This window comes from Streptomyces sp. DSM 110735 (genome assembly GCF_016482685.1).
Classification (GTDB): Bacteria; Actinomycetota; Actinomycetes; order Streptomycetales; family Streptomycetaceae; genus Streptomyces.
Genome location: NZ_JACYHF010000011.1, coordinates 73,131 through 99,958 on the forward strand (window position 1 = coordinate 73,131; position 26,828 = coordinate 99,958).

General features: G+C 70.9%; 25 protein-coding genes, 1 tRNA gene and 1 pseudogene. 10 read left to right on the forward strand and 17 right to left on the reverse strand.

From position 1 onward, the window contains the following. The first annotated feature begins 237 nt into the window (after positions 1–237). From IF655_RS18500 to IF655_RS18515, 4 genes are all read left to right on the forward strand, one after another. Positions 238–1,029: an MIP/aquaporin family protein gene (locus IF655_RS18500; protein ID WP_199585933.1), complete on the forward strand. Its 792-nt coding sequence runs from the start codon at positions 238–240 to the stop codon at positions 1,027–1,029. A gap of 97 nt (positions 1,030–1,126) precedes the next feature. After that, positions 1,127–2,665, forward strand: a complete 1,539-nt coding sequence (gene glpK, locus IF655_RS18505; RefSeq protein ID WP_199585935.1) for a glycerol kinase GlpK — start codon at positions 1,127–1,129, stop codon at positions 2,663–2,665. 52 nt (positions 2,666–2,717) lie between these two features. Continuing rightward, positions 2,718–4,334, forward strand: a complete 1,617-nt coding sequence (locus tag IF655_RS18510; protein WP_199585936.1) for a glycerol-3-phosphate dehydrogenase/oxidase — start codon at positions 2,718–2,720, stop codon at positions 4,332–4,334. Positions 4,335–4,497: 163 nt separating this feature from the next. Then, positions 4,498–5,493, forward strand: coding sequence for a PAC2 family protein (locus IF655_RS18515; RefSeq protein ID WP_199585937.1), 996 nt, complete (start codon positions 4,498–4,500; stop codon positions 5,491–5,493). A gap of 74 nt (positions 5,494–5,567) precedes the next feature. On the opposite strand, the gene mshC is transcribed toward IF655_RS18515, so the two are convergent. From mshC to IF655_RS18535, 4 genes are all read right to left on the reverse strand, one after another. Next, complete coding sequence (mshC, locus tag IF655_RS18520) at positions 5,568–6,797, reverse strand: cysteine--1-D-myo-inosityl 2-amino-2-deoxy-alpha-D-glucopyranoside ligase (RefSeq protein WP_199585938.1); 1,230 nt, start codon at positions 6,795–6,797, stop codon at positions 5,568–5,570. A gap of 141 nt (positions 6,798–6,938) precedes the next feature. Continuing rightward, the gene (locus IF655_RS18525) at positions 6,939–7,772 is read right to left on the reverse strand and encodes an SCO1664 family protein (RefSeq protein ID WP_199585939.1); all 834 of its coding nucleotides are present in this window, start codon (positions 7,770–7,772) and stop codon (positions 6,939–6,941) included. Next, on the reverse strand, positions 7,736–8,326 hold the full coding sequence (locus IF655_RS18530; RefSeq protein WP_199585940.1) for a DUF3090 domain-containing protein: 591 nt from the start codon (positions 8,324–8,326) through the stop codon (positions 7,736–7,738). Before IF655_RS18530 ends, IF655_RS18525 begins: the two co-directional genes overlap by 37 nt. Before the next feature lie 58 nt (positions 8,327–8,384). Then, positions 8,385–9,071: a histidine phosphatase family protein gene (locus IF655_RS18535; RefSeq protein ID WP_199585941.1), complete on the reverse strand. Its 687-nt coding sequence runs from the start codon at positions 9,069–9,071 to the stop codon at positions 8,385–8,387. Between the two features lie 98 nt (positions 9,072–9,169). Between IF655_RS18535 and corA the strand changes: the two genes are divergently transcribed. Next, complete coding sequence (corA, locus tag IF655_RS18540; protein ID WP_199585943.1) at positions 9,170–10,168, forward strand: magnesium/cobalt transporter CorA; 999 nt, start codon at positions 9,170–9,172, stop codon at positions 10,166–10,168. 36 nt (positions 10,169–10,204) lie between these two features. Here the strand turns inward: corA and IF655_RS18545 are convergent, their stop codons facing one another. Continuing rightward, on the reverse strand, positions 10,205–10,993 hold the full coding sequence (locus IF655_RS18545; RefSeq protein WP_199585945.1) for a ferritin-like domain-containing protein: 789 nt from the start codon (positions 10,991–10,993) through the stop codon (positions 10,205–10,207). A 259-nt stretch (positions 10,994–11,252) separates the two neighbouring features. After that, positions 11,253–12,308: an LLM class F420-dependent oxidoreductase gene (locus IF655_RS18550; protein WP_199585947.1), complete on the reverse strand. Its 1,056-nt coding sequence runs from the start codon at positions 12,306–12,308 to the stop codon at positions 11,253–11,255. A gap of 205 nt (positions 12,309–12,513) precedes the next feature. Between IF655_RS18550 and IF655_RS18555 the strand changes: the two genes are divergently transcribed. After that, the gene (locus IF655_RS18555; RefSeq protein ID WP_199585949.1) at positions 12,514–13,497 is read left to right on the forward strand and encodes an aldo/keto reductase; all 984 of its coding nucleotides are present in this window, start codon (positions 12,514–12,516) and stop codon (positions 13,495–13,497) included. Then, positions 13,494–15,785, forward strand: coding sequence for a helix-hairpin-helix domain-containing protein (locus tag IF655_RS18560; protein WP_199585951.1), 2,292 nt, complete (start codon positions 13,494–13,496; stop codon positions 15,783–15,785). The genes IF655_RS18555 and IF655_RS18560 overlap by 4 nt, the downstream gene beginning before the upstream one ends. Positions 15,786–15,847: 62 nt before the next feature. Here the strand turns inward: IF655_RS18560 and IF655_RS18565 are convergent, their stop codons facing one another. Beyond that, complete coding sequence (locus IF655_RS18565; RefSeq protein ID WP_199585953.1) at positions 15,848–16,546, reverse strand: hypothetical protein; 699 nt, start codon at positions 16,544–16,546, stop codon at positions 15,848–15,850. Positions 16,547–16,593: 47 nt separating this feature from the next. Between IF655_RS18565 and IF655_RS18570 the strand changes: the two genes are divergently transcribed. Then, positions 16,594–16,782 carry a DUF5703 family protein gene (locus IF655_RS18570; RefSeq protein WP_005485166.1) on the forward strand — a complete coding sequence of 63 codons (189 nt, stop codon included), beginning with the start codon at positions 16,594–16,596 and terminating at the stop codon, positions 16,780–16,782. Positions 16,783–16,909: 127 nt separating this feature from the next. Here the strand turns inward: IF655_RS18570 and IF655_RS18575 are convergent, their stop codons facing one another. The 3 genes from IF655_RS18575 to IF655_RS18585 form a co-directional block, all read right to left on the reverse strand. Continuing rightward, positions 16,910–17,977, reverse strand: coding sequence for a chaplin (locus IF655_RS18575; RefSeq protein WP_199585955.1), 1,068 nt, complete (start codon positions 17,975–17,977; stop codon positions 16,910–16,912). Between the two features lie 121 nt (positions 17,978–18,098). Beyond that, a complete protein-coding gene (gene chpH / locus IF655_RS18580; RefSeq protein ID WP_018549193.1) occupies positions 18,099–18,332 on the reverse strand; it encodes a chaplin ChpH in 234 nt (77 codons plus the stop codon). 147 nt (positions 18,333–18,479) lie between these two features. Beyond that, positions 18,480–19,805 (reverse strand): M20/M25/M40 family metallo-hydrolase, encoded by a 1,326-nt coding sequence (locus tag IF655_RS18585; protein ID WP_199585956.1) that lies wholly within the window; start codon positions 19,803–19,805, stop codon positions 18,480–18,482. A 257-nt stretch (positions 19,806–20,062) separates the two neighbouring features. Here IF655_RS18585 and IF655_RS18590 point away from each other — a divergent pair. Continuing rightward, positions 20,063–20,150: transfer RNA gene (locus IF655_RS18590), tRNA-Leu, on the forward strand. 391 nt (positions 20,151–20,541) lie between these two features. On the opposite strand, the gene IF655_RS31205 is transcribed toward IF655_RS18590, so the two are convergent. The 4 genes from IF655_RS31205 to IF655_RS18610 all read right to left on the reverse strand — a co-directional run bounded on the left by IF655_RS31205 (position 20,542) and on the right by IF655_RS18610 (position 22,848). Continuing rightward, entirely contained in the window at positions 20,542–20,751 is a 210-nt protein-coding gene (locus tag IF655_RS31205) for a DUF397 domain-containing protein (RefSeq protein ID WP_199585958.1), read from the reverse strand. 552 nt (positions 20,752–21,303) lie between these two features. Continuing rightward, positions 21,304–22,137 (reverse strand): helix-turn-helix transcriptional regulator, encoded by an 834-nt coding sequence (locus IF655_RS18600; protein WP_199585960.1) that lies wholly within the window; start codon positions 22,135–22,137, stop codon positions 21,304–21,306. Then, positions 22,134–22,655, reverse strand: coding sequence for a DUF6879 family protein (locus tag IF655_RS18605; protein ID WP_199585962.1), 522 nt, complete (start codon positions 22,653–22,655; stop codon positions 22,134–22,136). The genes IF655_RS18600 and IF655_RS18605 overlap by 4 nt, the downstream gene beginning before the upstream one ends. Next, a complete protein-coding gene (locus IF655_RS18610) occupies positions 22,639–22,848 on the reverse strand; it encodes a hypothetical protein (RefSeq protein WP_199585964.1) in 210 nt (69 codons plus the stop codon). The genes IF655_RS18605 and IF655_RS18610 overlap by 17 nt, the downstream gene beginning before the upstream one ends. Positions 22,849–23,408: 560 nt before the next feature. Between IF655_RS18610 and IF655_RS18615 the strand changes: the two are divergent. Further along, positions 23,409–23,986 (forward strand): annotated as a pseudogene (locus IF655_RS18615) (helix-turn-helix domain-containing protein). Positions 23,987–24,032: 46 nt separating this feature from the next. Here IF655_RS18615 and IF655_RS18620 read toward each other — a convergent pair. The 3 genes from IF655_RS18620 to IF655_RS18630 all read right to left on the reverse strand — a co-directional run bounded on the left by IF655_RS18620 (position 24,033) and on the right by IF655_RS18630 (position 26,811). Next, positions 24,033–24,797 carry an SDR family oxidoreductase gene (locus IF655_RS18620; protein ID WP_199585965.1) on the reverse strand — a complete coding sequence of 255 codons (765 nt, stop codon included), beginning with the start codon at positions 24,795–24,797 and terminating at the stop codon, positions 24,033–24,035. A 16-nt stretch (positions 24,798–24,813) separates the two neighbouring features. Beyond that, entirely contained in the window at positions 24,814–26,211 is a 1,398-nt protein-coding gene (locus IF655_RS18625; protein ID WP_199585967.1) for a GntP family permease, read from the reverse strand. 81 nt (positions 26,212–26,292) lie between these two features. Then, positions 26,293–26,811 carry a gluconokinase gene (locus IF655_RS18630; protein WP_199585969.1) on the reverse strand — a complete coding sequence of 173 codons (519 nt, stop codon included), beginning with the start codon at positions 26,809–26,811 and terminating at the stop codon, positions 26,293–26,295. Positions 26,812–26,828 lie beyond the last annotated feature (17 nt).

Below are 26,828 nucleotides of genomic sequence, written 5' to 3' on the forward strand. Positions count from 1 at the left end.
GCGATAGCCCCCGCCGATCAGTAACGATCGCGTTTTCGATTACAGAACCCTTGACGCATGGACGACCCCAAAGCGAGACTCCCGTCCATCGGTCGGCATTGTCGAACACTTACCGGTAATGCACGTTAGGGTGTGACAGCGCCCAGGACCGACACCGCTCTCACCCCCGAGGGCACGAGAACCCCCGAAGGGACGCGGGGTTCGGCATTCCCTGGACGAAGGACAAAGGAGTCGCGGGTGTCCAGCTCCGACATCTTCATCGGCGAGACCATCGGTACCGCCATACTCATCCTGCTCGGCGGCGGTGTGTGTGCCGCCGTGACGCTGAAGGCCTCCAAGGCGCGGGGCGCCGGCTGGCTCGCCATCGCCTTCGGGTGGGGTTTCGCCGTTCTGACGGCGGTCTACACCTCCGCGCCGCTCTCCGGCGCGCATCTGAACCCGGCCGTGACGCTGGCGCTCGCCATCAAGGACCACGACTTCAGCACCCTCCCGGAGTACTGGGGCGGTCAGCTCCTCGGCGCGATGATCGGCGCCACGCTGGTCTGGGTGGCCTACTACGGCCAGTTCCACGCCCACCTCACCGACCGGGAGATCGTCGGCGGTCCGGGCGCGCAGGACACGGTCAAGGCGGTCGAGGCCGAGGAAGCCGCCGCGGGCCCGGTCCTGGGCATCTTCTCCACCGGTCCGGAGATCCGGAACGCGGTGCAGAACCTCCTCACGGAGATCATCGGCACGCTGGTGCTGGTCCTGGCGGTGCTCACCCAGGGCCTGAACGACAAGGGCAACGGTCTGGGCGTCCTGGGCGCCCTGATCACCGCGCTGGTGGTCGTCGGTATCGGCCTCTCGCTCGGCGGCCCGACGGGGTACGCGATCAACCCGGCCCGCGACCTGGGCCCGCGCATCGTGCACGCCCTGCTGCCGCTGCCGAACAAGGGCGGCTCGGACTGGAGCTACGCGTGGATTCCGGTCGTCGGTCCACTGATCGGCGGCGCGATCGCTGCGGGCATCTACAACGTCGCTTTTGCTTGATGAGTAACGATTTGCCGCAAAAGAGCCGATCATTCGAGTACGCGCCGTACACACCGCACGCACCGCACCCTCACCTCGGATCTCCCAGGAGCACACAGTGACCGACGCCCACACCGCAGGACCGTTCATCGCGGCGATCGACCAGGGCACGACCTCCTCGCGCTGCATCGTCTTCGACCGGGACGGCCGCATCGTCTCCGTCGACCAGAAGGAGCACGAGCAGATCTTCCCCAAGCCGGGCTGGGTCGAGCACGACGCGAACGAGATCTGGACCAACGTCCAGGAGGTCGTCGCCGGAGCCGTCGAGAAGGCCGGCATCACCCGCGACGACATCAAGGCCATCGGCATCACCAACCAGCGCGAGACGACCGTGCTGTGGGACAAGAACACCGGTGAGCCCGTCCACAACGCCATCGTCTGGCAGGACACCCGCACCGACGCCCTCTGCCGGGAGCTGGGCCGCAACGTCGGCCAGGACCGCTTCCGCCGCCAGACCGGGCTGCCGCTGGCCTCGTACTTCGCCGGGCCCAAGGCCCGCTGGCTGCTGGACAACGTCGAGGGTCTGCGCGAGCGCGCCGAGGCGGGCGACATCCTCTTCGGCACCATGGACAGTTGGGTCATCTGGAACCTGACCGGCGGCGTCGACGGCGGCAAGCACGTCACCGACGTCACCAACGCCTCCCGCACCCTGCTGATGAACCTGCACACGATGCAGTGGGACGAGAAGATCTGCGAGTCCATCGGCGTCCCGCAGCAGATGCTGCCCGAGATCCGCTCCTCCGCCGAGGTCTACGGCGACATCACCGGCGGCAGCCTCGGCGAGCTGCTCGGCGGCATCCCGGTGGCCTCCGCGCTCGGCGACCAGCAGGCGGCCCTGTTCGGCCAGACCTGCTTCTCCGAGGGCGAGACCAAGTCCACCTACGGCACCGGCACCTTCATGGTGATGAACACCGGTGAGCAGATCATCAACTCCTACGCCGGTCTGCTGACCACGGTCGGCTACAAGATCGGTGACAAGCCGACGGTGTACGCCCTGGAGGGCTCCATCGCCGTCACCGGCTCGCTGGTGCAGTGGATGCGCGACCAGATGGGCCTCATCTCCACCGCCGCCGAGATCGAGACCCTCGCGCTCTCGGTCGAGGACAACGGCGGCGCCTACTTCGTACCGGCCTTCTCCGGCCTGTTCGCCCCGCACTGGCGCTCCGACGCGCGCGGTGTGATCGCGGGTCTGACCCGGTACGTCACCAAGGCGCACCTCGCGCGCGCCGTCCTGGAGGCCACGGCCTGGCAGACGCGGGAGATCGCGGACGCCATGACCAAGGACTCCGGCGTGGAACTGACCACGCTGAAGGTCGACGGCGGCATGACCGCGAACAACCTGCTGATGCAGCAGCTCGCGGACGTGCTCGACGCCCCCGTGGTGCGCCCCATGGTCGCCGAGACCACGTGTCTCGGTGCCGCCTACGCCGCCGGCCTCGCCGTCGGCTTCTGGTCCAGCACCGACGAGCTGCGCGCCAACTGGCGCCGGGCCGCCGAGTGGACCCCCCGCATGGACGCGGAGACCCGCGACCGTGAGTACAAGAGCTGGCTCAAGGCCGTCGAGCGGACCATGGGCTGGCTCGAGGACGAGAGCTGAGCGGGCGGCAAGGACCGCCCATCCGGCTCTGACGAGGAGTGAAGTACCCGACATGACCAGTCCCACCACCCTGCCGCCCGTACCCACCCTGGGCACGCGCCCCGCCTCCGGGTCCAACCCGAGCCGGGCCGAGACCAGGGAGCAGCTCGCCAGGGCGTCCTACGACCTCCTGGTGATCGGCGGCGGCATCCTCGGCATCTCCACCGCCTGGCACGCCGCGCAGTCCGGGCTCAGGGTGGCGCTGGTCGACGCCGGTGACTTCGCCGGTGCCACCTCCTCCGCCTCCTCCAAGCTGCTCCACGGCGGTCTGCGGTACCTGCAGACCGGCGCGGTGAAGCTGGTTGCGGAGAACCACTTCGAGCGCCGTGCGGTCTCCCGCCAGGTGGCCCCCCACCTGGCGAACCCGCTCACCTTCTACCTCCCGGTGTACAAGGGCGGGCCGCACGGCGCGGCGAAGCTCGGCGCGGGCGTGTTCGCGTACTCGGCGCTCTCCGCGTTCGGGGACGGCGTGGGGCATCTGCTCTCGCCGTCCCGGGCCGCGCGGGACGTGCCCGAGCTGCGCACCGAGAACCTGAAGGCCGTGGCCGTCTACGGCGACGACCAGATGAACGACGCGCGCATGGCGCTGATGACGGTCCGCGCGGCGGTCGACGCGGGCGCGGTCGTCCTCAACCACGCCGAGGTCACCGGGCTGCGCTTCACGCGCGGCCGGGTCACCGGAGCCGAGCTGCGGGACCGGGTGTCGGGCGAGGAGTTCGGCGTGAACGCCCGGCTGGTGCTCAACGCCACCGGTCCCTGGGTCGACCACGTACGCCGTCTGGAGGACCCGCAGGCGGCGCCGTCGATCCGGCTGTCCAAGGGCGCGCACCTGGTGCTCAAGCGCACGGCGCCCTGGAAGGCGGCGCTGGCGACGCCCATCGACAAGTACCGCATCACCTTCGCCCTCCCCTGGGAGGACATGCTGCTGCTCGGCACGACCGACGAGGAGTACGAGGGCGACCCGGGCGAGGTGTCCGTCACCGAGAAGGACATCGCGCAGATCCTGGACGAGGCGGCGTTCTCCGTCCGGGACAACCAGCTCAGGCGGGAGCTGATGACGTACGCCTTCGCGGGGCTCCGGGTGCTGCCCGGTGGACCCGGTGACACCGCCAAGGCCAAGCGGGAGACGGTGGTCACCGAGGGCCGGGGCGGGATGCTGTCCGTCGCGGGCGGCAAGTGGACGACCTTCCGGCACATCGGCCGTACGGTCATGAAGAAGCTGGAGGAGCTGCCGGGTCACCCGCTCGGGGACGACTTCGAGCCGGTCTCCGCGCTGCCCAAGCGGCTGCCGCTGCCCGGTGTGGCCAATCCGCGCGCGGTCGCTCACCGGCTCCTGGTGGACCGTCCGGCGCCGGGTCCGCGCATGGGCGCCGACACCGCCCGGCATCTGGCCACGCACTACGGCTCGCTCGCCTTCGACATCGCGCGCCTGGCCAACGAGCACCCGGAGCTGGCCGAGCGTGTCCACCCCGACGCGCCGGAGATCTGGGCGCAGGTGGTGTGGGCGCGTGACCACGAGTGGGCGGAGACGCCGGACGACGTGCTGCGCCGCCGTACGACGCTGACGATCCGGGGTCTGGCCACCGACGAGATACGCGCCGGGGTGCAGGGTCTGCTCGACCAGCGCTAGCCCGCCGGCTCCCCCGGTCCGGATCGCCGCGCGTGCGGGGTGTTCCGGGCCGGGGATCGGGGCAGTGATCCGTTCAACCCCCCGTCCAGGGGGCTGCGGGCGCTCCGGCCGGACGCCGTAAGGTTGGGTGGTCAGGCGAGAGCACGTCGGAAGGAGGCACTGGGTGATCGAGCTGGAGGGTGTTCCCGAGCTGATCGACCCAGTCATGGTGGCCGCGTTCGAGGGCTGGAACGATGCCGGTGACGCCGCCTCCACGGCGGTCGGCCATCTGGAACGCGAGTGGAAGGGCGAGGTCTTCGCCGCGCTGGACGCGGAGGACTACTACGACTTCCAGGTCAACCGGCCCACGGTCTTCATGGAGGGCGGCGTACGCAAGATCACCTGGCCGACCACGCGGCTCTCGGTGGTCCGGGTCGGCGGTGACAAGCCCCGTGACCTGGTGCTGGTGCGCGGCATCGAGCCGTCGATGCGCTGGCGCTCGTTCTGCAACGAGATCCTCGGCTTCGCCCATGAGCTGGGCGTGGAGCTGGTGGTGATCCTGGGCGCGCTGCTCGGCGACACCCCGCACACCCGGCCGGTCCCGGTCAGCGGGGTGACCTCGGACGCGGACCTGGCGCGCCGGATGGATCTGGAGGAGACGAAGTACGAGGGCCCGACGGGCATCGTCGGCGTCCTCCAGGAAGCCTGCACGCACGCCGGGGTCCCGGCGGTGTCGCTGTGGGCGGCGGTGCCGCACTACGTGTCGCAGCCGCCCAACCCGAAGGCCACCCTGGCGCTGCTGAATCGTCTGGAGGATCTGCTGGACCTGCGCATCCCGCAGGGCGAGCTGCCCGAGGACGCGCGTGCCTGGCAGGTGGGCGTGGATCAGCTCGCGGCCGAGGACAGCGAGGTCTCGGAGTACGTGCAGACGCTGGAGCAGGCGCGGGACACCGCCGAGCTGCCGGAGGCGTCCGGCGAGGCCATCGCGCGTGAGTTCGAGCGCTATCTGCGGCGGCGGGACGTCGGACCGGGCGGCGGACACGCCACGGCGGACGGCTCGGACAGCGGACCGTTCCGGCGCGACACGCCGAGCGGGCGGACCCGACCGCCCAAGCCCCCGAAGCCGGAGGCGCCGGGCGCGTCGGAAGGCGGCGAGGACGCGGACGGCTCGGAGGACTGAGTGAACGCGGTGGGGCGGTACCCGGATCGGGTACCGCCCCACCGCGTTGTGCGGGTGTCAGAGCCGTGCGGGCGTCAGAGCGCCACGCCGAGCAGCGCGTCGACCGTACGGCTGACCAGACCGGGCGCGCCGATGTCGGTGCCGCCCTCGGTCTCCTGGCGGGCCGCCCAGCGGTCCACCGCCTCCAGGGCGGCGGGCGCGTCGAGGTCGTCGGCCAGGGCGGCGCGGACCTCGTCCACCAGCGCGTCGGCGGAGGGGCCGTCGGGCCGGGAGACGGCGGCGCGCCAGCGGCCGAGGCGGTCCACGGCGTCCTGGAGGACCTGGTCGGTCCACTCCCAGTCGGAGCGGTAGTGGTGGGAGTGCAGGGCGAGCCGGATGGCGGCGGGGTCGACGCCGTCGCGGCGGAGCTGCGAGACGAAGACGAGGTTGCCCTTCGACTTCGACATCTTCTCGCCGTCCAGACCGACCATGCCCGCGTGGACGTACGCCTTGGCCATGGGGAACTCGCCGGTCAGCACCTGGGCGTGGGAGGCGCCCATCTCGTGGTGCGGGAAGGCGAGGTCGGAGCCGCCGCCCTGGACGTCGAAGCCCATGCCGAGGTGGTCGAGGGCGATGGCGACGCACTCGATGTGCCAGCCGGGGCGACCGCGGCCGAGCGAACCGCCGTCCCAGCTCGGCTCGCCCTCTCGGGCGGCCAGCCACAGCATCGGGTCCAGCGGGTTCTTCTTGCCCTGCCGGTCGGGGTCGCCGCCGCGCTCGGCGGACAGCAGCCGCATGGCGGCGGAGTCGAGGTGGGAGACGCCGCCGAAGTGCGGGTCGGACTCGACGGAGAAGTAGATGTCGCCGTCCAGCTCGTAGGCGGCGCCGAGGTCACGCAGCCGCTCCACGAGGGGGACGATGCCGGGTATGGCCTCGACGGCGCCTATGTAGTGCTGCGGGGGCAGCATCCTGAGGGCGGTCATGTCCTCGCGGAAGAGGGCGGTCTCCTTCTCGGCGAGGGCGACCCAGTCGACGCCGTCCCGGTCGGCCCGCTCCAGGAGCGGGTCGTCGACGTCGGTGACGTTCTGGACGTAGTGGACCTGCCGCTTGGTGTCGAGCCACACGCGCTGCACGAGGTCGAACGCGTTGTAGGTCGCCGCGTGACCCATGTGGGTCGCGTCGTACGGCGTGATGCCGCAGACGTAGATCCGGGCGACAGGACCGGGGTCCAGGGTGACCGGACCGCCGGTCGCGGTGTCGTGAATCCTCAGGTCGCGGCCCTGACCGGGCAGGGCGGGGACCTCGGAAGCGGGCCAGGCATGCATGTACATGAGACTAACCGCCCGCGAGCGGCGCATACGAACCGGATCGGGCCGGATGGCCGGTTCGGCGCTCTTGCGCGGCGGCGGATTCCGTGCAGGACACCGCTGTCGCCGGGCAGAACGCCGCTGATGTCGGCGTTGTCGTCAGACCGGTGGCCAGGGGATCGCGGGCCAGTCGCCCGACGGTTCCGGGTGGCGTCCCGAGGCGCGCAGGTCGGCGACGCGGGCGCGGGTGGCCTCGATCTCGGCGGGGGTGAGCAGCGGGGCGAGGCGCCCGGCCAGGGGCGCGCCCTCGGCCAGCTCGTCCTGAAGGCGGTCGAGGACGGAGACGGCATCCTCGGCCAGCGGTTCGCCCGCCCAGCCCCACAGCAGGGTGCGCAGCTTGTTCTCGGTGTGGAACGTGACGCCGTGGTCGATGCCGTAGAGCGCGCCGGTCGCGGTGGGCAGGAGGTGACCGCCCTTGCGGTCGGCGTTGTTGATCACGGCGTCCAGGACGGCGAGGCGGCGCAGCCGTACGTCGTCGGCGTGCACGAGGAGCGCGGTGCGGCCCTCGCCGACCTCGGCGAAGCCGACCGCCTTCCAGCCCGGCTCCGGCTCCTCGCCGTCGACCAGGGCGAGGAGTTCGGCCTCGGGGCTCACGTCGATCCAGAGCTGGCACATGCCCTCGCCGTAGGGGCCCTCGCGCAGCACGGTGGGCGGCACGAGTCCCCAGCCGGTCGCCTCGGAGACCTCGTAGGCGGCGACCTCGCGGCCCGCCAGGGTGCCGTCGGGGAAGTCCCACAGCGGGCGCTCCCCGGCGACGGGCTTGTACACGCAGGACGCTTCCCGGCCGTCCAGGGCGACCGTGCAGAACAGGGCGGCGTTGGAGGCGTCGCGGATCCGGCCGCGTACGGTCAGCTCGCCCCGCGCGATCAGCTCCGCGAGGTCCGCGTCGGTGGCGGTCACGCTCCCCGGCGGTATCCGTTCTGGCGCGGACATACGTGTCCTTCCGGGTCGAGCGGGAGGCTGCACAGCGGGCACGGCGGCCGCCCGGCGTTGACGACGTCGAGGGCGCGCTTGGCGAAGGCACGGGCCTGCGCGCCGGTGAGCCGGACCCGCAGCATCGGGGGTCCGTTCTCCTCGTCCTGGAGGAGGCGTTCCTCGGCCTGGGCGAGGTCCTCCTCGGTCTCGGCGTCCAGTTCGACGAGCGCCTGCGCCTCGACGATCATGCGCTGTTCCTCGCCGTCCCAGGCGAGCGCCATGGTGCCGACGCGGAACTCCTCCTCGATGGGGGTGTCCAGCGGGCCGGTGTCGGCGATCTCGGTGGGGGCGACGGCGGGCACGGCCGCGTTGCCGCCGCTGCGCCGCACGACCTCGTCGAGCAGTTCGTCCATCCGTTCGGCCAGGGCGGCGACCTGCGTCTTCTCCAGGGCGACGCTGGTCACCCGGGGGCCCGCGATGGCCTGGAGGAAGAACGTACGGCGTCCGGGCAGTCCGACCGTGCCGGCCACGAAGCGGTCCGGCGGGTCGTAGAGGAACACCTGACGGGACACGTCCTGTCTCCATGGGATCGAGTGGGTTCGGGTGGCCTCACCCTACTGCGGGCGGCGATCACGGTGCGCCCGCGCCGCCCCCGACCGGTGCGTCGTCCTCCGGGGGTGTTTCGCGCGGGGCCAGCGACGAAAGGTCGCCGGTGTCGCCGAGGCGCACCAGGTAGGGGCGCAGGCGCGTGTAGCGGATCGCGGTGACGGAGCAGGGTTCGACGGCGACCCGCTGGAACAGGTCGAGGTGGAGTCCGAGCGCGTCGGCCACCAGCGCCTTGATGATGTCGCCGTGGGAGCACATGAGGTAGACGGCGTCGGCGCCGTGCTCGCGCTCCACGCGCGCGTTCCACTCGCGTACGGCTTCGGCGGCGCGGTGCTGCATGGCGCGCATGGACTCGCCGCCGGGGAAGGCGGCGGCGGAGGGGTGGCTCTGGACGACCTCCATGAGGGGTTCGTCCTTCAGTTCGGCGAGTTTGCGCCCCGACCAGTCGCCGTAGTGGCACTCCCCGATGCGTTCGTCGGTGTGGACGGGCAGGTCGGGGCGGGCGTCGAGGAGCGGCCGCATGGTCTCCTGGCAGCGCTGGAGCGGGCTGACCACCACCTCGCGCAGCGGCAGCGCGGCGAGGCGGCCGGGCAGCGCCGCGGCCTGCTCGGTGCCGCGCTCGTCGAGGGCGACACCGGGGGTCCATCCGGCGAGCAGGCCCGCGGTGTTGGCCGTGGAGCGTCCGTGCCGGACGAGGATCAGGGTCGGCATGCGCCCCAGCGTAGACCGGCGGGCGCGCGGGGCGGCCGGGGAAGGCGATTCGGGGACCCCGCGTGCGTAAGCCGCCGGTGGGCGGGAAAATGCTCCCCGTGATCTTCGACTGTGCCATCTACCGTGACGGACGCCGCGCCAAAGCCTTCAAGGACCCGGCCGAGGCACTGAAGGAGGCGCGGGCGCAGGACGACGCGTTCGTCTGGATCGCGCTGCACGACTCCACGGCGGAGGAGTTCGACCTGGTCCGCAAGGCGTTCGGGCTGCATCCGCTGGCGGTGGAGGACGCGCTGAAGGCGCACCAGCGGCCGAAGATGGAGGTGTACGACGACTCGGTGTTCGTCGTGATCAAGCCGGTGTTCTACGAGCAGCAGCGGGACACGGTCACCACCGGCGAGGTCATGGTGTTCATCGGCGACTCGTTCGTGGTGACGGTGCGGCACGGCAAGGCGGCTCCGCTGGAGGAGGTGCGGCGCCGGGTGGAGTCGGACCCGGCGAAGCTGCGGCACGGTCCGACCGGGGTGCTCTACGCGATCATGGACGCCACGGTGGACGCCTATCTGGAGGTCGCCACCGAGCTGGGCACGGACCTGGACGAGCTGGAGGCGGAGGTCTTCTCGCCGTCGGACGCCGGGTCGCGCAACACGGCGTCCCGGATCTACACGTTCAAGCGGCAGGTCCTCGAGTTCCGGCGGGCGACGGTGCCGCTCACGGTGCCGCTCACCCGGCTCTCGGGCACGGGCACGAGCAGCGCGCCGGTGCCGTTCGTGGACGAGGGGGCGCGGCCGTTCTTCCGCGACGTCAACGACCATCTGACCCGGGTGAACGAGTCCGTGGAGGGTCTGGACCGGCTGGTGTCCGACATCCTCTCGGCGCATCTGGCGCAGATGAGCGTGCGGCAGAACGACGACATGCGGAAGATCTCGTCCTGGGCGGCGATGGCGGCGGTGCCGACGCTGATCGCCGGGATCTACGGCATGAACTTCGAGAACATGCCGGAGCTGCGCTGGGTGTGGGGCTATCCGGCGGTGGTGGCGGTGATGGTGCTGCTGGAGGTCTTCCTGTACCGAAATTTCCGGCGGCGGGGCTGGCTGTAGGGAGCCTTCCGGGACGGCTGCGGGGGCTTTCCGGGCTCAGGCGAACTCGGCCGCCTTCGGGGCGGGACCGCCGAGCGCGTCGCGCCGTTCCGGCATCTCCAGGGTGACCATGCGGCGCCAGCCGACGGCCCGCTCCCAAGCGTAGAGGGCGTGGATACCGGCGGCGAGCAGCGCGTTGCGGAGGCGGGACCAGCGCAGGACGCGGCCCATGTGGGTCATGACGGCGAGGCTGACGTCCCGGTAGATCCGGATCTCGGCGAGCGCGCACTCGCGCAGGACGCGCTGGATGGCGCGGCCGTGTCCGGCGTGGGCGAGGCGCAGGAGTTCCTCGTGGCAGTAGGCGAGGTGGTTGTCCTCGTCGTTGGAAATCATGCGGACGGCGCGCCCGATGTCCGGGTGGTCGGCGAAGTGTCTGCGCAGCAGCCGCATCTGCTCGGAGGCGCGCTGTTCGGTGACGCGGCTGTGGGCGAGGTAGGTGACGATGTCGGCCACGGTGAGCGGCCGGTCGGCCGTGAGCTTGTCGTGGGTGAGCCCGATGCCGTGCCGTTCCAGGAGCATCGTGTAGTCGGTGTCGGGCGGGACGGGCACGGGTGCGAGGCCGCGTTTGCGCAGCAGGGCGTGGAAGATCCGCCCGTGCTTGTCCTCGTCGGCACCATGGCGGGCGATCTTGGGGGCGAGGGCGCGTTCGCTCTGCGGGACGAGGGCGGCGATGCGGCCGTTCTCCCAGCCGCCCTGCGCCTCCCCGCTTGCGGCGATGGAGCAGAAGAGCCGGAAGGACGCGTCGTTGTCGAGGATCTCCTGGAACAGGCTCTTGGCCGAAAGCATCGTGGGCACCTCTCTGCAGGTCTCCGCAGTGAAAAAGTCAAATGCGGATAAAGAGGACCCGCAACCGCGGTGTGCGCGCACTGGGCCGAAAGAGGGAAGAGCGAGGGCGTAACCGGGGCGGGGACCGGCGCGTTGTTCCGCGTGACGGCCGTGGCGGGGAAGACCCCCGAGCCCCCACCACGGCCGCGAAAACTTCCGCCGCCCCGCCTTGTGCGTGACCGGCGCTTGTGCGTGACCGGCGCTTGCGCGAGTCCCGCGCTTACGCGAGCCCGGCGCGCTCCAGGGCTTCGGCGCCGCCGCGCAGGGAGGCGATCCGCTCCTCCAGGGTGAAGCCCGCGGGGGCGAGCGTGAGGGTGGTGACCCCGGCGGCCGCGTACGCCTTCATACGGTCGGCGATGCGGTCCACGGAGCCGAGCAGGGTGGTCTTGTCGATGAGGTCGTGCGGGATCGCGGCCGCGGCGCCCTGCTTGTCGCCGGAAAGGTACTTGTCCTGGATCTCGGCGGCCTCCTTCTCGTACCCCATGCGCTGGGCGAGCCGGTTGTAGAAGTTCTGCTTGCGGCTGCCCATGCCGCCCACGTAGAGCGCGGTGTAGGGGCGGAAGGTGTCGGCGAGGCGGGTCACGTCCACGTCGGCGCCGACCGCGACCGGCACGGTCGGACAGACGTCGAAGCCCTCCATGGTCTTGCCCGCCTTCTCGCGGCCCGCGCGCAGCGAGGAGATGGCGGTCTCTTCCAGGTGCTCGGCGGCCGGGAAGATCAGCAGGGCGCCGTCGGCGATCTCGCCGGTCTGCTCCAGGTTCTTCGGACCGATGGCGGCGATGTACAGCGGGATGTGCTCGCGCTCCGGGTGCACGGTCAGCTTGAGCGGCTTGCCGGGGCCGCCGGGCAGCGGCAGCGTCCAGTGCTCGCCCTCGTACGACAGACGGTCGCGGGTCATCGCCTTGCGGACGATCTCCACGTACTCGCGGGTGCGGGCGAGCGGCTTGTCGAACTTGACGCCGTACCAGCCCTCGGAGACCTGCGGTCCGGAGACGCCGAGACCGAGGCGGAAGCGGCCGCCGGAGAGGGAGTCGAGCGTCGCCGCGGTCATCGCGGTCATGGCGGGCTGGCGCGCCGGGATCTGGAAGATCGCCGAGCCCACGTCGATCCGCTCCGTCTGCGCGGCGACCCAGCTCAGCACCGTGGCGGCGTCGGAGCCGTACGCCTCGGCGGCCCAGCAGACGCTGTAGCCGAGCCGGTCCGCCTCCTGCGCCACGGCGAGGTTGTCCCCGTCCATCCCGGCGCCCCAGTAGCCGAGGTTGATCCCGAGCTGCATGACCGATCCCCTTACTCGCAAGTAACGTACCTGCGGCCGACCTTAGCGACCCTTTCCCGCGTGGCCCACCCCGCCCGGCGTGTTCGGCGGGCCACGGCCGGATCCCGTTGTCCACAGGCAGCCCGATCCGGTTGTCCACAGGCAACCCGATCCGGTTGTCCACAGGCAACCCACGGCACCACCTCTGGCCAGTAATCTCGCGCACATGGAGCAGAGGCATCTCGGCCGTACCGGCCTGCGCGTGTCCCGGATCGGGCTCGGCACCCTCACCTGGGGCCGGGACACCGAGGAGCACGACGCCGCGGACATGCTGAAGGCGTTCTGGGAAGCGGGCGGCACCCTGGTCGACACGGCGGACGTGTACGGCGACGGCGCCGCCGAGTATCTGCTCGGCCGGCTCACCGACGGTCTCGTCCCCCGCGAGGACCTGGTGATCTCCACCAAGGCGGGCAGCGTGCCCGACCCCGACCGCCGCGCCGACGGCTCGCGCGGCCATCTGCTCGCCGCCCTCGACGCCTCCCTGACCCGCCTGGGCACCGAGTACGTCGACCTGTGGCACATCCACTGCTACGACCCGGACACCCCGCTGGAGGAGACGCTCCAGGCGCTCGACCTGGCCGTGAGCAGCGGCCGGGCGCGGTACGCGGGCGTGTCCAACTTCTGCGGCTGGCAGCTCGCCAAGGCGGCCACCTGGCAGCTCGCGGCTCCGGGCACGCGGACCCGGCTCGCCGGTACGCAGCTCGAGTACTCGCTGCTCCAGCGGGGCGTCGAGCGCGAGGTGCTGCCCGCCGCGCTGGACCTCGGGATCGGGCTGCTGCCCTCCTCCCCGCTCGGCCGGGGCGTGCTGACGGGCAAGTACCGGGGCGGCACTCCCCCGGACTCGCGCGGCGCCTCCGACCACATGGCGCCGTTCGTGGAGCCGTATCTGGACGACACCGCGAGCCGCATCGTGGACGCGGTGACGACGGCAGCCGACGGGCTCGCGGTCACCCCGCTCCAGGTGGCCCTGGCCTGGGTCCGCGACCGGCCAGGCGTGGCCGCGCCGGTCGTCGGGGCGCGCACCGCGCGGCAGCTCGCGGCGGCGTTGTCAGTGGAGGCGCTTAATCTTCCTGACGAGATCTGCCGGGCTCTCGACGACGTGTCGGCGCCCGTGCACCGCTATCCCGATCACGACTGGAGCACGCTGTGAGCACGGAGCCGGAGACCACGGAGGAGACCGGGGCGGAGGGCGTCCCGGAGAGCCCGGGTGTCCCGGAGAGCGCCGAGGGTGCGGTCCCGGGTGCGGAGACGGGCGCCGTTTCGGGTGAGGACATGGGTGCCGTCCCGGGTGGGGTCGAGGGTGCTCGTGAGGGTGACGGGGGCGGCGACCCGGCTGACGCGGGGTCCACTCCTGAGGGTGAGGGCATCGCCTCGGGTGACGCCGAGAGCACTCCTGAGGGTGACGACGCGCCCAAGTTGTCCGAGGCCGCGGCCGAGCTGGCCGCGCAGCGCCTTGAGCGGGAGCGGATCGAGCGGCGCAAGGCCGAGAAGACGGGGCCCGTCGCGAGCGGCGCCAAGCTGAGCGGCACGGCCGCCGATCTGCTCGCGGCGGTCCGCGCGGTGGAGAGCGGCGAGAAGCCCGCGCGCCCCGCGTTCACCGAGCCCGCCCCGGCCCCGCGCCGCCCCGCCCCCGCGCCGGTGACCCCGCCCCGGCCCGCGCCCGTACCCAGCGCGCCCGTCGCACCGCCCGCCGAGGCGGTCGACGCCGTGCGCCGTGTCCTCACCGAGGGCGGTGCGCCGCCGGTCCTGGCCGCCCAGGCGACCTCGGTGCTCGGCGAGGGTGCCGACGCCGTACTCCACGAGGACCCCTGGCAGTTGCTGCGGATCACCGGCGTGCGCCCCGAGCAGGCAGACGGCTTCGCGCGCGCCCTGCTCGGCGCCGACTGCGGTCCCGACGACGAGCGGCGCGGCCGCGCGCTCACCGTGTGGCTGCTTGAGCAGGCCGCGCTCGCCGGGCACACCGCCCTGGAACTCCCGGCGTTGACGGCGGCCCTCGCCCAGCGCGGTGTCCCGGACGCGGAGGCGGCGGTGCAGGCGGCGCTCGCGGAGGGGGACGCGCTGGCCTTCCAGGACGCCCTGGAGGAACCCGGCGCGCCTGCCCGTCCCGCCGCCGCGCCTGCGGTCACCCCTGCTGCCGACGAGGAGTCCGAGGGCGAGGAGGAGCGCCCGGTCCGCGTGCTGGCGGGTCTGGAGCGGTACGCGCTCGCGGAGGAGAGCCTGGCCGACGCGCTGGGCCGGCTGATCAACGCGCCGTCGGAGGAGACCCCGCCCGCGTGGGAGAAGGCGGTGTCCTCCGGCGCGTCCGAGCTGGTCCGCGCGGTCGCCGGGCACGGTCTGGTCCTGCACACCGGCGGCGAGGCGGCCCGCGCCGAACCCGCCGCGCTGCTGGACGCCGCCCGTGCGGCGGGGCTGCGCGCCTTCGCCGTCTGCCACACGCCCGACGGCGCCCGGCGGTTCGCCGCGCTGCTGTCCGACGCCGCCTCGTACGTCGGCACCGTCGCCGGTGTCCTCTCCGGCACCGAGGGTCCCGGCCGCGACCAGGAGGGCGCCCTCGACCTCGATCTGCTGATCGTGCTGGACGCGCCCCAGCTCGACGTGGAGAGCGCCGCGATGCTCGCGGAGTCGCTGCCCGACGGGGCGCGGCTGCTGCTGAGCGGCGACCCGGCGGTGCTGTGGTCGGCCGGACCCGGCCGGGTCTTCGCCGACCTCCTCGCCTCCCGCGCCTGCCCGCAGCTCGCCTCCCGCGTCCCCGACCCGGGTCCGCTCGGTGAGCTGGTGTCCGGGATCGGCGTGGGCGAGCTGGGCCAGGTCGAGGCGCCGGGCAAGGAGATCGTCATCGTCCCGGTGCGCGACGCGGGCGAGGCCGTGCACCGCACCGTGCAGTTGGTCGCGGACTCGGTCCCCCGCGCGTTCGGCGTGCGGCCCGAGCAGACGGTGGTGATCACCCCGGGTCACGGCGGCGCGGCCGGTACGCGCACGCTCAACGCCGCGCTCAAGGAACGGCTGAATCCCGGGCCGGGCCGCTTCGGCGGCTTCGACCCCGGCGACGTGGTCGTCCACTCCCCCGCCCCGGGCCGTGCGGTGCCGGGCCGGGTCGTAGGGGCGGACGCCGAGGGGCTGCGCCTGGAGTGCGCGGGCGGTCCCGTGGTCGTACCGAAGGAGCTGGTGGAGAGCCGGGTGCGGCACGGCTGGGCGGTGACGGCGCACCAGGCGGTGGGCGCCCGCTGGCCCGCCGCCGTGGTGGTGCTGCCGGGCGACGCCGCGCAGGCGCTCAGCAGGCCGTGGGTGTACACGGCGTTCGGGCGTGCCGAGCGGCACCTTTCCGTGGTGCACGGGGTGGAGCAGGCGCTGCCCCAGGCGGTGGCGGAGGTCCCGGCGAAGCCGCGTACGACCCGGCTGCGGGCGCTGCTCGGCGCGCAGGTGCCGGTGGCGGGCTGAGCGGGATTCTCATGTGAACGGTGGCGGTGCGGACCGGGGTCCGCACCGCCACCGTTCAAGGCTCAGCGGTCGGCGTCCAGGGGCTCCAGGTCGTCGTCGCCGTCCAGTTCCACGATGTCGTCGTCCAGCTCGTCGTCGGACTCGGCGTCCTCGTCCTGGTCGAAGACCGCGCTCACGTCGAACCGGCAGACCACGTGCTGCGGGTCGAGCTGCTCGAAGGGTGCCTCCAGCCACTCGCCCGGCTCTGCCGCCTCCTCCGCCGCGGTCACCCACAGGGTGGAATCGCCCTCGGTCAGCCCGAACTCCTTGTGCCGGGTGGCGATCTCGTCGGGCTCGAACTCCCCGAACAGGATGGTCAGCGCGCCGGGCACCGTGGCCGCGGCGTCGTCGTCCAGTCCGGCGCTCTCGTACTCCGCCGCCTCGACGCGCTCGGCCTGCGCCAGGAGCCGCTGGGGCTCGGACACCGCGTAGTCACGACGGATCAGCACGCTGATCGCGTGGGGCTCCTCGGGGCCCGCGTACGGGGGCAGGGAGTCGTCCCCGCCGGGGATCTCGAACGGGGTGACCTCGTCGTAGCGGTCGTAGAGCAGCTCGTCGTACACCTCTGCGGCCGCTGCCAGGTTGTTGAACGCCTCGTAGACGGCCGGGTCGTCCTCACCCGACCGGCGTTCGACAGCCGCCAGGTGGCGGTCGAGCGCGGTCTTGACGGCCTCGGCGGCGGCGCGTACCTCGGCAGCGGTGGGCTGCGCAGCATCAGACATAGTGCAGACGCTATCCGTACCGGGCGCGTGCCCGCACAATAGATGCGATGCCGGAATACGAATTTGTCGACGTGTACGTACCTCGCGGGGTCTCCCGCAAGGACGCCACGCGTCTGCTGACGGACCATGCCGAGTACGGACACTGGGAGCTGGACCGACTGAGCCTGCTGCGTGACGGCAGCCGCAGGGTGCGGTTGCGCCGGCGGATCATCCGCCAGGTGCGGGCCACGTGGTGAAGCAGGACGACTGAACGGAGCGGGCCCCTACTGCGGTGGGGCCCGCTCCGTTTTTCCCGGCGCGGTTACGCGGCTCGGCGGGCCTTGCGGTGGCGCTGCGCTGCTTCGGCCCGGTCTTTCGGTTCCGCTACGCGGCTCGGCGAGCCTTGCGGTACAGGACCGCGCCTGCGAGCAGGGCCACCGCGCCCGACGGGAGGGCGAGGCCGAGGGGTACGTCGGCACCGGTGTGCGCGAGCTGCTGGCCTCCGGCCGGGGACTGGACCGAGCCGCCGCCGGTGCTCACCTGGGAGGAGCCGTGGTGGCTCGGGGTGGTGGGCTTGGCGGGGGTGGTGGGGGTGCTCGGCGTTCCGGGGGTGGTGGGGGTGCCCGGGTTGCTCGGCGTACCGGGGGTGCCGGGCGTGCCCGGGGTGCCCGGATTGCTCGGCGTACCGGGGGTTCCCGGAGTGCCCGGGTTTCCAGGGGTGCCGGGGTTACCCGGGTGGCCGGGGTGTCCCGGATGACCAGGGTGTCCCGGGTGGCCAGGAGTCCCAGGGTTACCCGGGTGACCGGGGTGACCCGGGTGACCGGGGTGGTGGTGTCCCGGAGGGCACGGCTCGTCCGGGTTTCCGGGGTGGCCCGGATGACCCGGGTGTCCCGGCGTACCGGGGTTCCCCGGGTGACCGGGCGTACCGGGGTTGCCCGGATGCCCAGGGTGGCCGGGGTGACCAGGGTGTCCCGGGTTTCCCGGCGGGTTCTCCTGGCCCCCACCCGGAGGGTTCTGGTGGCCGCTCCCGCCGTTGCCGCAGTCGTTGCCCCCCGCGGCGTTGCCGAGACCGATGACGTTGACGGTGTTGCCGCACAGGTTGACCGGGACGTCGACCGGTACCTGGACGGTGTTGCCCGAGCCCACGCCGGGCGACTTGCCGGTGTGTGCGCCGGCGTGCGCGCCCCCGGCGCTGCCGTTGCCGCCACCGCCGGAGTTGCCGCAGGCGTTGCCCGCGGCCGGGTTGAGCAGTCCGACCACGTTGACGGTGTTGCCGCAGGCGTTCACCGGGATGTGCACCGGGACCTGCACGCTGTTGCCGGACAGTACGCCGGGTGATCCGGCGGCGGAGCCGCCCGCGCCCGCGTCGGCGTGCGCGTAGCCGCTCGCGGCGGCGATCACACCGGTGGCGGCGGCCATGGTGAGCAGTCCTTTACGGGTGCCCTGTCGCATAACTCTGTTCCCCCCTGAAATTCCCTGCCCTCGACTACGGAAAAGGCCGGTCGGCCCCGTAGCGCATGGCGCGCACCACGGGGCCGACGGCTCGTAAAAGACGCCCCTCGGGGAGCCCGCGTCAGTCGTTGACGCAGGTGTTGCCGAAGGCGGGGTTCAGGAGCCCGATCACGTTGACCGTGTTGCCGCAGACGTTCACGGGAACGTGCACCGGCACCTGGATGACATTGCCGGACAGCACACCCGGCGAACCCACGGCGGCACCCTGGGCACCCGAGTCGGCGGCGGCCATACCCGCGCCGGCGAGAACCAGTCCACCGGTGGCAGCCGCGGCAGCGACGACCTTCTTGATCATCATTCCTCCTAGTTGGCACTGCGGCTCCCAGGTGCGGAGTCGCATCACGTGTAACGAGGAGGGAGTAATGGAGCTACGAGCTTATGGTCGCATTCACCCTTCTCAGTAGATCTCGTACGCCTGCCTGATTAATGGCCCCCGCAAGGGTCACGAGGCGTCGATGAACCGGTCGAGCACGCGCACACCGAACTGAAGACCGTCCACCGGCACCCGCTCGTCCACGCCGTGGAACATGCCCGCGAAGTCCAGCTCCGGGGGCAGCTTGAGCGGCGCGAAGCCGAAGCCGCGGATGCCGAGGTCGTCGAAGGACTTGGCGTCGGTGCCGCCGGAGAGCATGTACGGGATCGCCTTGGCGGCGGGGTCCTCGGCGAGCAGCGCGGACTGCATCGCCTCGACGAGGGCGCCGTCGAAGGTGGTCTCGACCGCCTTGTCGGCGTGCACGTCCTCGCGGCGCACGTGCGGGCCGAGCAGCCGGTCGAGGTCGGAGAGGAACTCCTCCTCGTGACCGGGCAGGAAGCGGCCGTCGATGTGGGCGGTCGCCTCGCCGGGGATGACGTTGACCTTGTAGCCCGCGTTCAACTGGGTGGGGTTGGCGGTGTTGCTGAGGGTGGCGCCGATGAGCTTGGCGATGCCGCCGAGCTTGGCGAGCGTCGCCTCCATGTCCTCGGGGTCCAGCTCGGTGCCGAGCGCGTCGCCGAGTTCGTCCAGGAAGGCGCGGGTGGTCTTGGTGACCCGTACCGGGAACTTGTGGCGGCCGACCCGGGCGACCGCCTCGGACAGCTCGGTGATGGCGTTGTCCCGGTGGATCATCGAGCCGTGCCCGGCGGTGCCGGCCACGGTGAGCTTCATCCAGTGCATGCCCTTCTCGGCGGTCTGGATGAGGTAGAGCCGACGCTGCTCGCTGACGGTGAACGAGAATCCACCGACCTCGCTGATCGCCTCGGTGACGCCCTCGAACAGCTCGGGGTGGTTGTCCACGAGGTAGCGGGCGCCGTACGTGCCGCCCGCCTCCTCGTCGGCCAGGAAGGCGACGACGATGTCGCGCGGGGGACGCCGCCCGCTGCGCAGCCGGTCGCGCACGACGGCGAGCGTCATGGCGTCCATGTCCTTCATGTCGACCGCCCCGCGCCCCCACACGCACCCGTCGGCGACCTCGCCGGAGAAGGGGTCGTGGGTCCAGTCGGCGGCGTTGGCCGGTACGACGTCCAGGTGGCCGTGGATCAGCAGCGCGGGCCGGGACGGGTCCTCGCCCGCGATCCGCGCGACGGTGGAGGCGCGCCCCGGGTGCGACTCGAAGATCTCCGGCTGGAGCCCGACCTCCGCGAGCTTCTCCGCGACGTACTCGGCGGCGGCGCGTTCGCCGGGGCCCGAGTGGTCGCCGTAGTTGCTGGTGTCGAACCGGATCAGCTCGCGGCAGAGGTCCACGACCTCGTCCTCACCGGTGACGCCCCTGGCCGTGTCCGTCTCGCTCACGCTGCTTCCTCCCGCTGTCACTGCTGGTGGATGTGCTGGTGGGGTTCCGCCGAGGTGTCCGCCGGCTCCCCCTTCATCCTCTCCCCGCCCCCGCCCGCGTCCAAGACCGGGCCCCCTCGGCAACACACCGTTCACGGGAACGGCCCCCACGACCCGGGGGCGACCGGCGGGCGACCCGGGGGGTGATCGGACACCCCCGAAAGCCTGGTAATGTTTCCTCTGTCGCCGCGAGGGAAACCCCGCACGACAGACACCTTGTCCGGGTGGCGGAATGGCAGACGCGCTAGCTTGAGGTGCTAGTGCCCTTTATCGGGCGTGGGGGTTCAAGTCCCCCCTCGGACACCAGCGAGAGACCCCAGTCGATCTGGGGTCTTTCTGTTTTTTGTGCTGTGGCGCGGCCAACACGCCTGTCGGACCAGGGACAACGGCTGAACCACGGCTCGGCGCGCGTGGTCACGCTTGGGAAAGGCGCCTGGCCCCCTGTGATCGTGGAACGGAGAATGAAGACCGGTCGTCCCACTCAACGCTTACCTTGGTTCAGTCAGCGTCGCAGATCCCGACACTCTTCCAGCACCCGCAGCGCGGGGGCGAAGCTGCCCCGGCCCACACCGGGACAGCGTTGCTCAGCAGGCAGCGTCCACGCCTCCCAGCACGACATGCAGCGCATCACCCCGGAATGCTCCGGATCACCAACCGCGCCGCCACCACACCGGGGGCACTCCTGCATGATGACTCCCTACGCCGTGACGTCGAACTCCCCCAGTTTGGCACCGGGAAGGAACGCGGCCCACTCGGCGGCCGTGAACTCGACGGTGCGGCCGGTCCCGGAGTTGCGGACGGCCACCTTGCCGGGAACGTTGGTCGCGACCTCAACGCACAGTTTGTTGTTGTTGTCGTACTTACACGCACTCGACGTGCGGAACTCGAACTCCGGAACTCCGGTCACCGTGCCATCCTTTCGACACACCGAACGGGGAAACGGTCCCCGTGCCGTTGTCGTGCCCCCAGCCGCCCGTGTCGGCGACAGTACGGATGACAGGGCCTCACCAAGGGCCGGGAACCTAAGCGGCCACTCCCCGGGCAGCACAAAGGCTGTCGGAACCTTGCGGCGCTCGCCGGGTGCTTGGCCGGGTCCTCCCAGCCCGGGATCACGGCACGAAGGATGCCCACTCGCCCGGCGTTGTTCGCCACCCGCCTGCCGGTCGACACGCTCACAACCGATCCTCCGGGTGCGCGCCCCGCTGGTGCCGGCGCATCTCGACGTTCGCGTCGGAGACACCGCTGTAGTCGCCTCTTGAGCGCGCGTTCCCGCGCCGTACGCTGAAACCCAAGCAGATCTTGCAACTCGGAACGGGCTTGGGTTCCGGGGGAAGTTCCGTCAGCCCGTATTCCTTGGGCGTCTCCGTATTCGCCATCAGTCCTCCCCGGCTTCGTGGTTCACCCATGATCTGCCGGTTGACCGATACCACCGAGGGTTATTCCCGTTGCGGACTAAAGATCAGTTGCGACAGTCGTCCGCCCAATGCCGGAGCAAGGATCTGGCGTCGTCCCCAAAGCGGGCGTGCTGTTCGAACTGGGTGAACACGGCAAGGTATTCAGAGATGTCGCGCGCATCTCGGAACACCATTCTGCCGGTGAAGTTCTCTACCGTCGCCAGCCGATTGTCATAGACCGTGAACGTGTTCATCGGGCCACGGCCCGTGGGCGTGCCCAGAGGAACAACCCCGATCCTCACATTGGGCAGATGCGACAGCGAAGCCAGCCGGTCAATCTGCACGGACATCGCGGGAGCGGGAACGACGGCCCAACGTGCCGCCTGTTCCGTGATCAGGAAAGTGAACCGCTTCGCCGTGTTGTACAGGACAGCCTGCCGTTCCAGCTTGCGCGCCACGGTCCGAGACGAGTCACCTGGGGTATGGCTCAGGCTGGCACGAATGTACTCGGGCGTGGCCAGCAGCCCGGTAACCATCGACGGCAGGAAGTACCTGAGTTCTGTGGCGTCTGACTCCAGGGCCGCAAGCTCCGCTTGTCGCTTCTCCATCCCACGGCGCCAGGAAGAACGCTTGTCCTGCCACTCGGTATTGGCGACCCGCGCGAGAGCGGTAATCTCTGCGACCATCTCAGGGGGAGCATCGACCGCCCGCAAGATGCGCTCGACATCCACGAGCTTCGGGGTCTTCTTGCCCGTCTCGAACTTACTGATCTGGCTTTGAGACATGTTGCAGCGCCGAGCGAGCCGGTCCCCTGTGAGGCCGGCTCGCTTCCGTAGCTCGCGGAGCTTTTCCGCCAGGTCGGTTCTCGACTGGCCAAGCTGCTCGGGCTCGAATGTCACACGGTGTCTTTCACGTACTCGGAGAACGGCACGGCATGGGCCAGGGCGATGCGCTGCCACTCCAGGTACGGAGTCACGTCGCCCGTGAACAGTTCTCGGTTGATCTGCGTACCGTCCGGCCGGAAGTTCAGGTGCACGACTCGTGACTCATCGAACATCCACCAGTCGGTTCCCGACAGTGGGAGCCCGTAGTCGTCCTGGGTGACGTCCAGGACACGGATGTCTTCCCCGGCCTGGACGTTGCCGGGGATCCCCCAGGCGAACTGATACCGCTGGTAGTCGGTCAGCGGCTTCCGCACGATTCGTACGCGCCCGATGGTGCGCCCCGATGCCAGATAGCCACGGACGCGCTCGTGCCACCGCGCATTGTGGTCCGCAGGCTTCAGCTCTCCCCGAAGGAAGCGGGCGACGTTTTCAGCCTCCTTCGGCATGGTGTACGTGGGCTGCGCCTCGAACCGCCACGCGGAATGCTGGTACGTGTCGAACGTCTGCCGCCACTCGTCACCATCCAAGAACACGGACAGCCTCCCTCAGGACCGACTCCGGGATCTCCACCAGGGCCTCACCCTCCGGCGGCTGGAAGGCGTCCGACAGGTTCCCCTGGACCACGATGGCGCCGCTCATCGCGCGGTAGACGTTCGGGCAATCGTCGTCGTCGCAGTTGGGCCCGTCGAGCCTGCCGGTAAGCCGGGTCAGTTCGCTGCGCGCCATGGCGTCCCCTCCGTCGTCGGCCCCGGTCGGGGCCACCGTCCGACGACGGTATGCAGGGCATCGTCCCTCGTCCATGCCGACTCCGGACTATTCCCGACCCGGCATAAACGATCTCTGCGAGGCCGGGTTGGCATGGCGACCAACGCATGGCCAACAGCGGTCCGAAACGGCAGGAAACACAGGGAAAGAATGACAAGCGGAGGCTCTCAACTCTGCGGCGTGTCCTTTGCTTGGCCAAGGAGCGAGCCACGGCCGTAAAGTTCGTTGGGATCGACCTTGACACCGCCCCACTGTTGCAAGTGTGGACCGCGAGTCCTGGTGACATTCGTACGACCAGCCGATCCGAGCCCGTACCGGAGTACACCGCTGGAAGCGCTGCGTCACACAAGCCAACGTCACGGCGAGCGAGGAGGACAGGTGGCCTCCGAGACGACGGGCCACTGTTCGACAGCGCGCTGCTTCGCACACCACTTCTCCAGTGCCAGGGGCGTGTTCGTGGATGAGACCACGGAGCGAGCGATCCCGCACCACCAGTAGACGATCTGACGGAAGTCGGCTCCATGCCCCCGCACCCCTCGTCCAGCCTCCAGAAAGCGCGGGAACGCCTCGCCGGCCATCTCCGTGAGATCCGGAAGGACGCAGGGACCACCGGACGGGAGCTGGCGGCCAGATGCGGTTGGTCGGAGTCGAAGTCGTCCCGGATCGAGAACGCCAGAACGCCGCCCTCCGACGCGGACATCAGGGCGCGGTGACGGCCCGCATGAGGCGCAACGAGGTGTTGAACAACGGCAGCCGGCGGTTCTCGTTCGTCCTGGAGGAATCAGTGCTGCGGTACCGGCTGTGTGGCACGGAGACCATGGCGGCGCAGCTCGGACACCTGCTCGCGGTCATGGATCTGCAGAACGTCGCCGTGGGCATCGTCCCGTTCTCCGAGCAGCGGACCGTGTGGCCCATGCCGACCTTCACGATCTTCGACGACACCAGAGTGCACGCGGACACACTGGACGCCGCGTCCACCCTCACCCAGCCCAGCCAGGTCGAGCTGTACACCCGCGCCTTCGAGCGGCTTTCGCAGGGGACCGTACGAGGAAGCGCGGCACGCTCTCTGATAGCGGCCGCGCTGGGATCACTGGGCTGAGGGGGCGGGAGGCTGGAGGCTGCTCGAGCGGGAGCCCCGCAGCCGGTCACAGCACGCTCGTCATCCCGCCGTCCACATACAGCACCTGCCCGTTCACGAAGTCCGCCGCAGGCGACGCCAGGAACAGCAGCCCGCCCACCAGGTCCTCCGTACGGCCCCACCGCCCCGCCGGAGTCCGCCCGCGGACCCACGCGCTGAACTCGGGGTTCTCGACCAGGGGTCGGGTCAGGTCGGTCTCGATGTAGCCGGGGCCGAGGCCGTTGACCTGGATGCCGGAGGGGCCCCAGTCGGCGCACATGCCCTTGGTGAGCATCTTCAGGGCGCCCTTGGCCGCCGCGTACGGGGCGATGCCGGGGCGGACGACCTCGCTCTGGAGCGAGCAGATGTTGACGATCTTGCCGTGGCCGCGCTCGGTCATGCGCCGGGCGGCCTCGCGGCCGACCAGGAACGCGCTCGTGAGGTTGGTGTCCAGCACGTGCCGCCAGTCGGAGTCGGTGAACTCCGTGAGCGGCGCGCGCAGTTGGACACCCGCGTTGTTGACCACGATGTCGAGCGGGCCCACCCGCTCCTCGACGTCCGCGATGCCCGCGGCCACGGAGGGACCGTCGGTCACGTCGAACACCGCCGCGTGCACCCGGTCGCCGGGCAGCTCCGCGGCGGCTCGCGCGAGGCGGTCCGCGTCGCGGCCGTTGAGGACCACGGTGCAGCCCGCCTCCGCCAGCCCCCGGGCCAGCGCGAGGCCGATGCCCCGGCTGGACCCGGTGACCAGTGCCGTACGGCCGCCTATGTCGAAGAGAGGGTGAGCCGTCATCGTCGTATGACCGTCCCTAGATCACCAAGGAGAGCAGCAGCACCAGGGCGCCCGCGACCACCGAGATGATCGTCTCCATCACCGACCAGGTCTTGACCGTCTGGCCGACGCTCAGGCCGAAGTACTCCTTCACCAGCCAGAAGCCGGCGTCGTTGACATGGCTGAAGAAGAGCGAACCGGCGCCGATGGCCAGGACCAGCAGGGCGGTGTGCGTGGTGGACATGTCGGCCGCGAGCGGCGCGACCAGACCGGCCGCCGAGACCGTGGCCACCGTGGCGGAGCCGGTCGCGAGACGGATCGCCACCGCGATCAGCCAGGCGAGCAGCAGCGCCGGGATCGACCAGTCCTTGGAGATGTCCAGGATCATCTGGCCCACACCGCAGTCGATCAGCGTCTGCTTGAAGCCACCGCCCGCGCCGACGATCAGCAGGATGCCGGCGATCGGCATCAGGCCCTTCTCGACGGTCTGCTGCATCCGGCCCTTGGTGAAGCCCGCGGCCCGGCCCAGCGTGAAGAAGCCGACGATCACCGCGGCGAGCAGCGCGATCAGCGGGGAGCCGACCACGTCGAAGACCCGCTGGGTCATGTTCGCCGGGTCGTCGATGACGATGTCCACCAGCGCCTTGGCCAGCATCAGCACGACCGGCAGCAGCATCGTGACGAGGGTCGCGCCGAAGCCCGGACGCTTCTCGAGGCTCTCGGAGGCGCGCTCCGGGATCATCCGCTCGGGCGCCTGGACGTCCACCCAGCGGGCGGCGACCTTCGAGAACAGCGGACCGGCGATGATCACCGACGGGATGGCGACGACGAGACCGAGCGCCAGGGTGACACCCAGGTTGGCCTTGACCGCGTCGATCGCGACCAGCGGGCCGGGGTGCGGCGGGATCAGACCGTGCATCACGGACAGACCGGCCAGCGCCGGGATGCCGATGCGCATCAGGGAGTAGTTGCCGCGCTTGGCGACCATGAGCACGACGGGGATCAGCAGGACGATGCCGACCTCGAAGAAGAGCGGCAGACCGATCACGGACGCGATGAGCACCATGGCCCACGGCATCGCACGGCCGCCCGCCTTGGCGAGGATCGTGTCGACGATCTGGTCGGCGCCGCCGGAGTCGGCGAGCAGCTTGCCGAGGATCGCGCCCAGCGCGATCAGCACGCCGACACCGGCGACCGTGCCGCCGAGACCGGTCGTGAAACTCACGATCGCCTTGTCGAGCGGCGCACCGGCCACCGCGCCCAGGACCAGCGAACCGATGGTCAGGGCCAGGAAGGCGTGGAGCTTGAACTTGGTGATGAGGAAAACGATGACGGCGATGCCCGCCAGGACGGCTATGCCCAACTGGGCGTGGCCGGCCGAGGTGATCGGCTGGACGCTGTCCGCTGCCAGCATCTCGACGCTGAGTCTGGTCACGGGGTTCCCTTGCAGGTACGGGGGACGTGGGTGAAGGTGCTACGGGGTGCTACGAGGGCACTACTGCGCCCCGCTGGGGCACTACTGGGATGCGACGGGAAGCGCTTCCAGGGCCTGGACAGCACGCTCGGTGATCTCTTCGGGGCCGCCGCCGACATCCACGGCGACTCCTGCCTCGTCCGCCTCAAGGGGCTGGAGCGTGGCGAACTGGGAGTCCAGCAGCGCGGTCGGCATGAAGTGCCCCTGCCGCTGGGACATCCGTCCCTCGATCAGCTCGCGGCTGCCGGTGAGGTGGACGAAGACGATCCCGGGCGCCTCGGCGCGGAGCCGGTCGCGGTACGACCGCTTCAGCGCCGAGCTGCTCACCACCCCGCCGAGCCCCGCCCGGCTGTGCGCCCAGGTGCCGATGGCGTCCAGCCACGGCCACCGGTCGGCGTCCTCGAGCGGGATCCCGGCCGACATCTTGTCGATGTTGGCCTGCGGGTGGAAGTCGTCGCCTTCGGCGTACGGAACGCCCAGCCGGGCGGCGAGCAACGGACCGATCGTGGTCTTGCCCGTCCCGGCGACGCCCATCACGACGACGACCTGGGGGGTGCGCATGACTGCCTCGCTGTCTT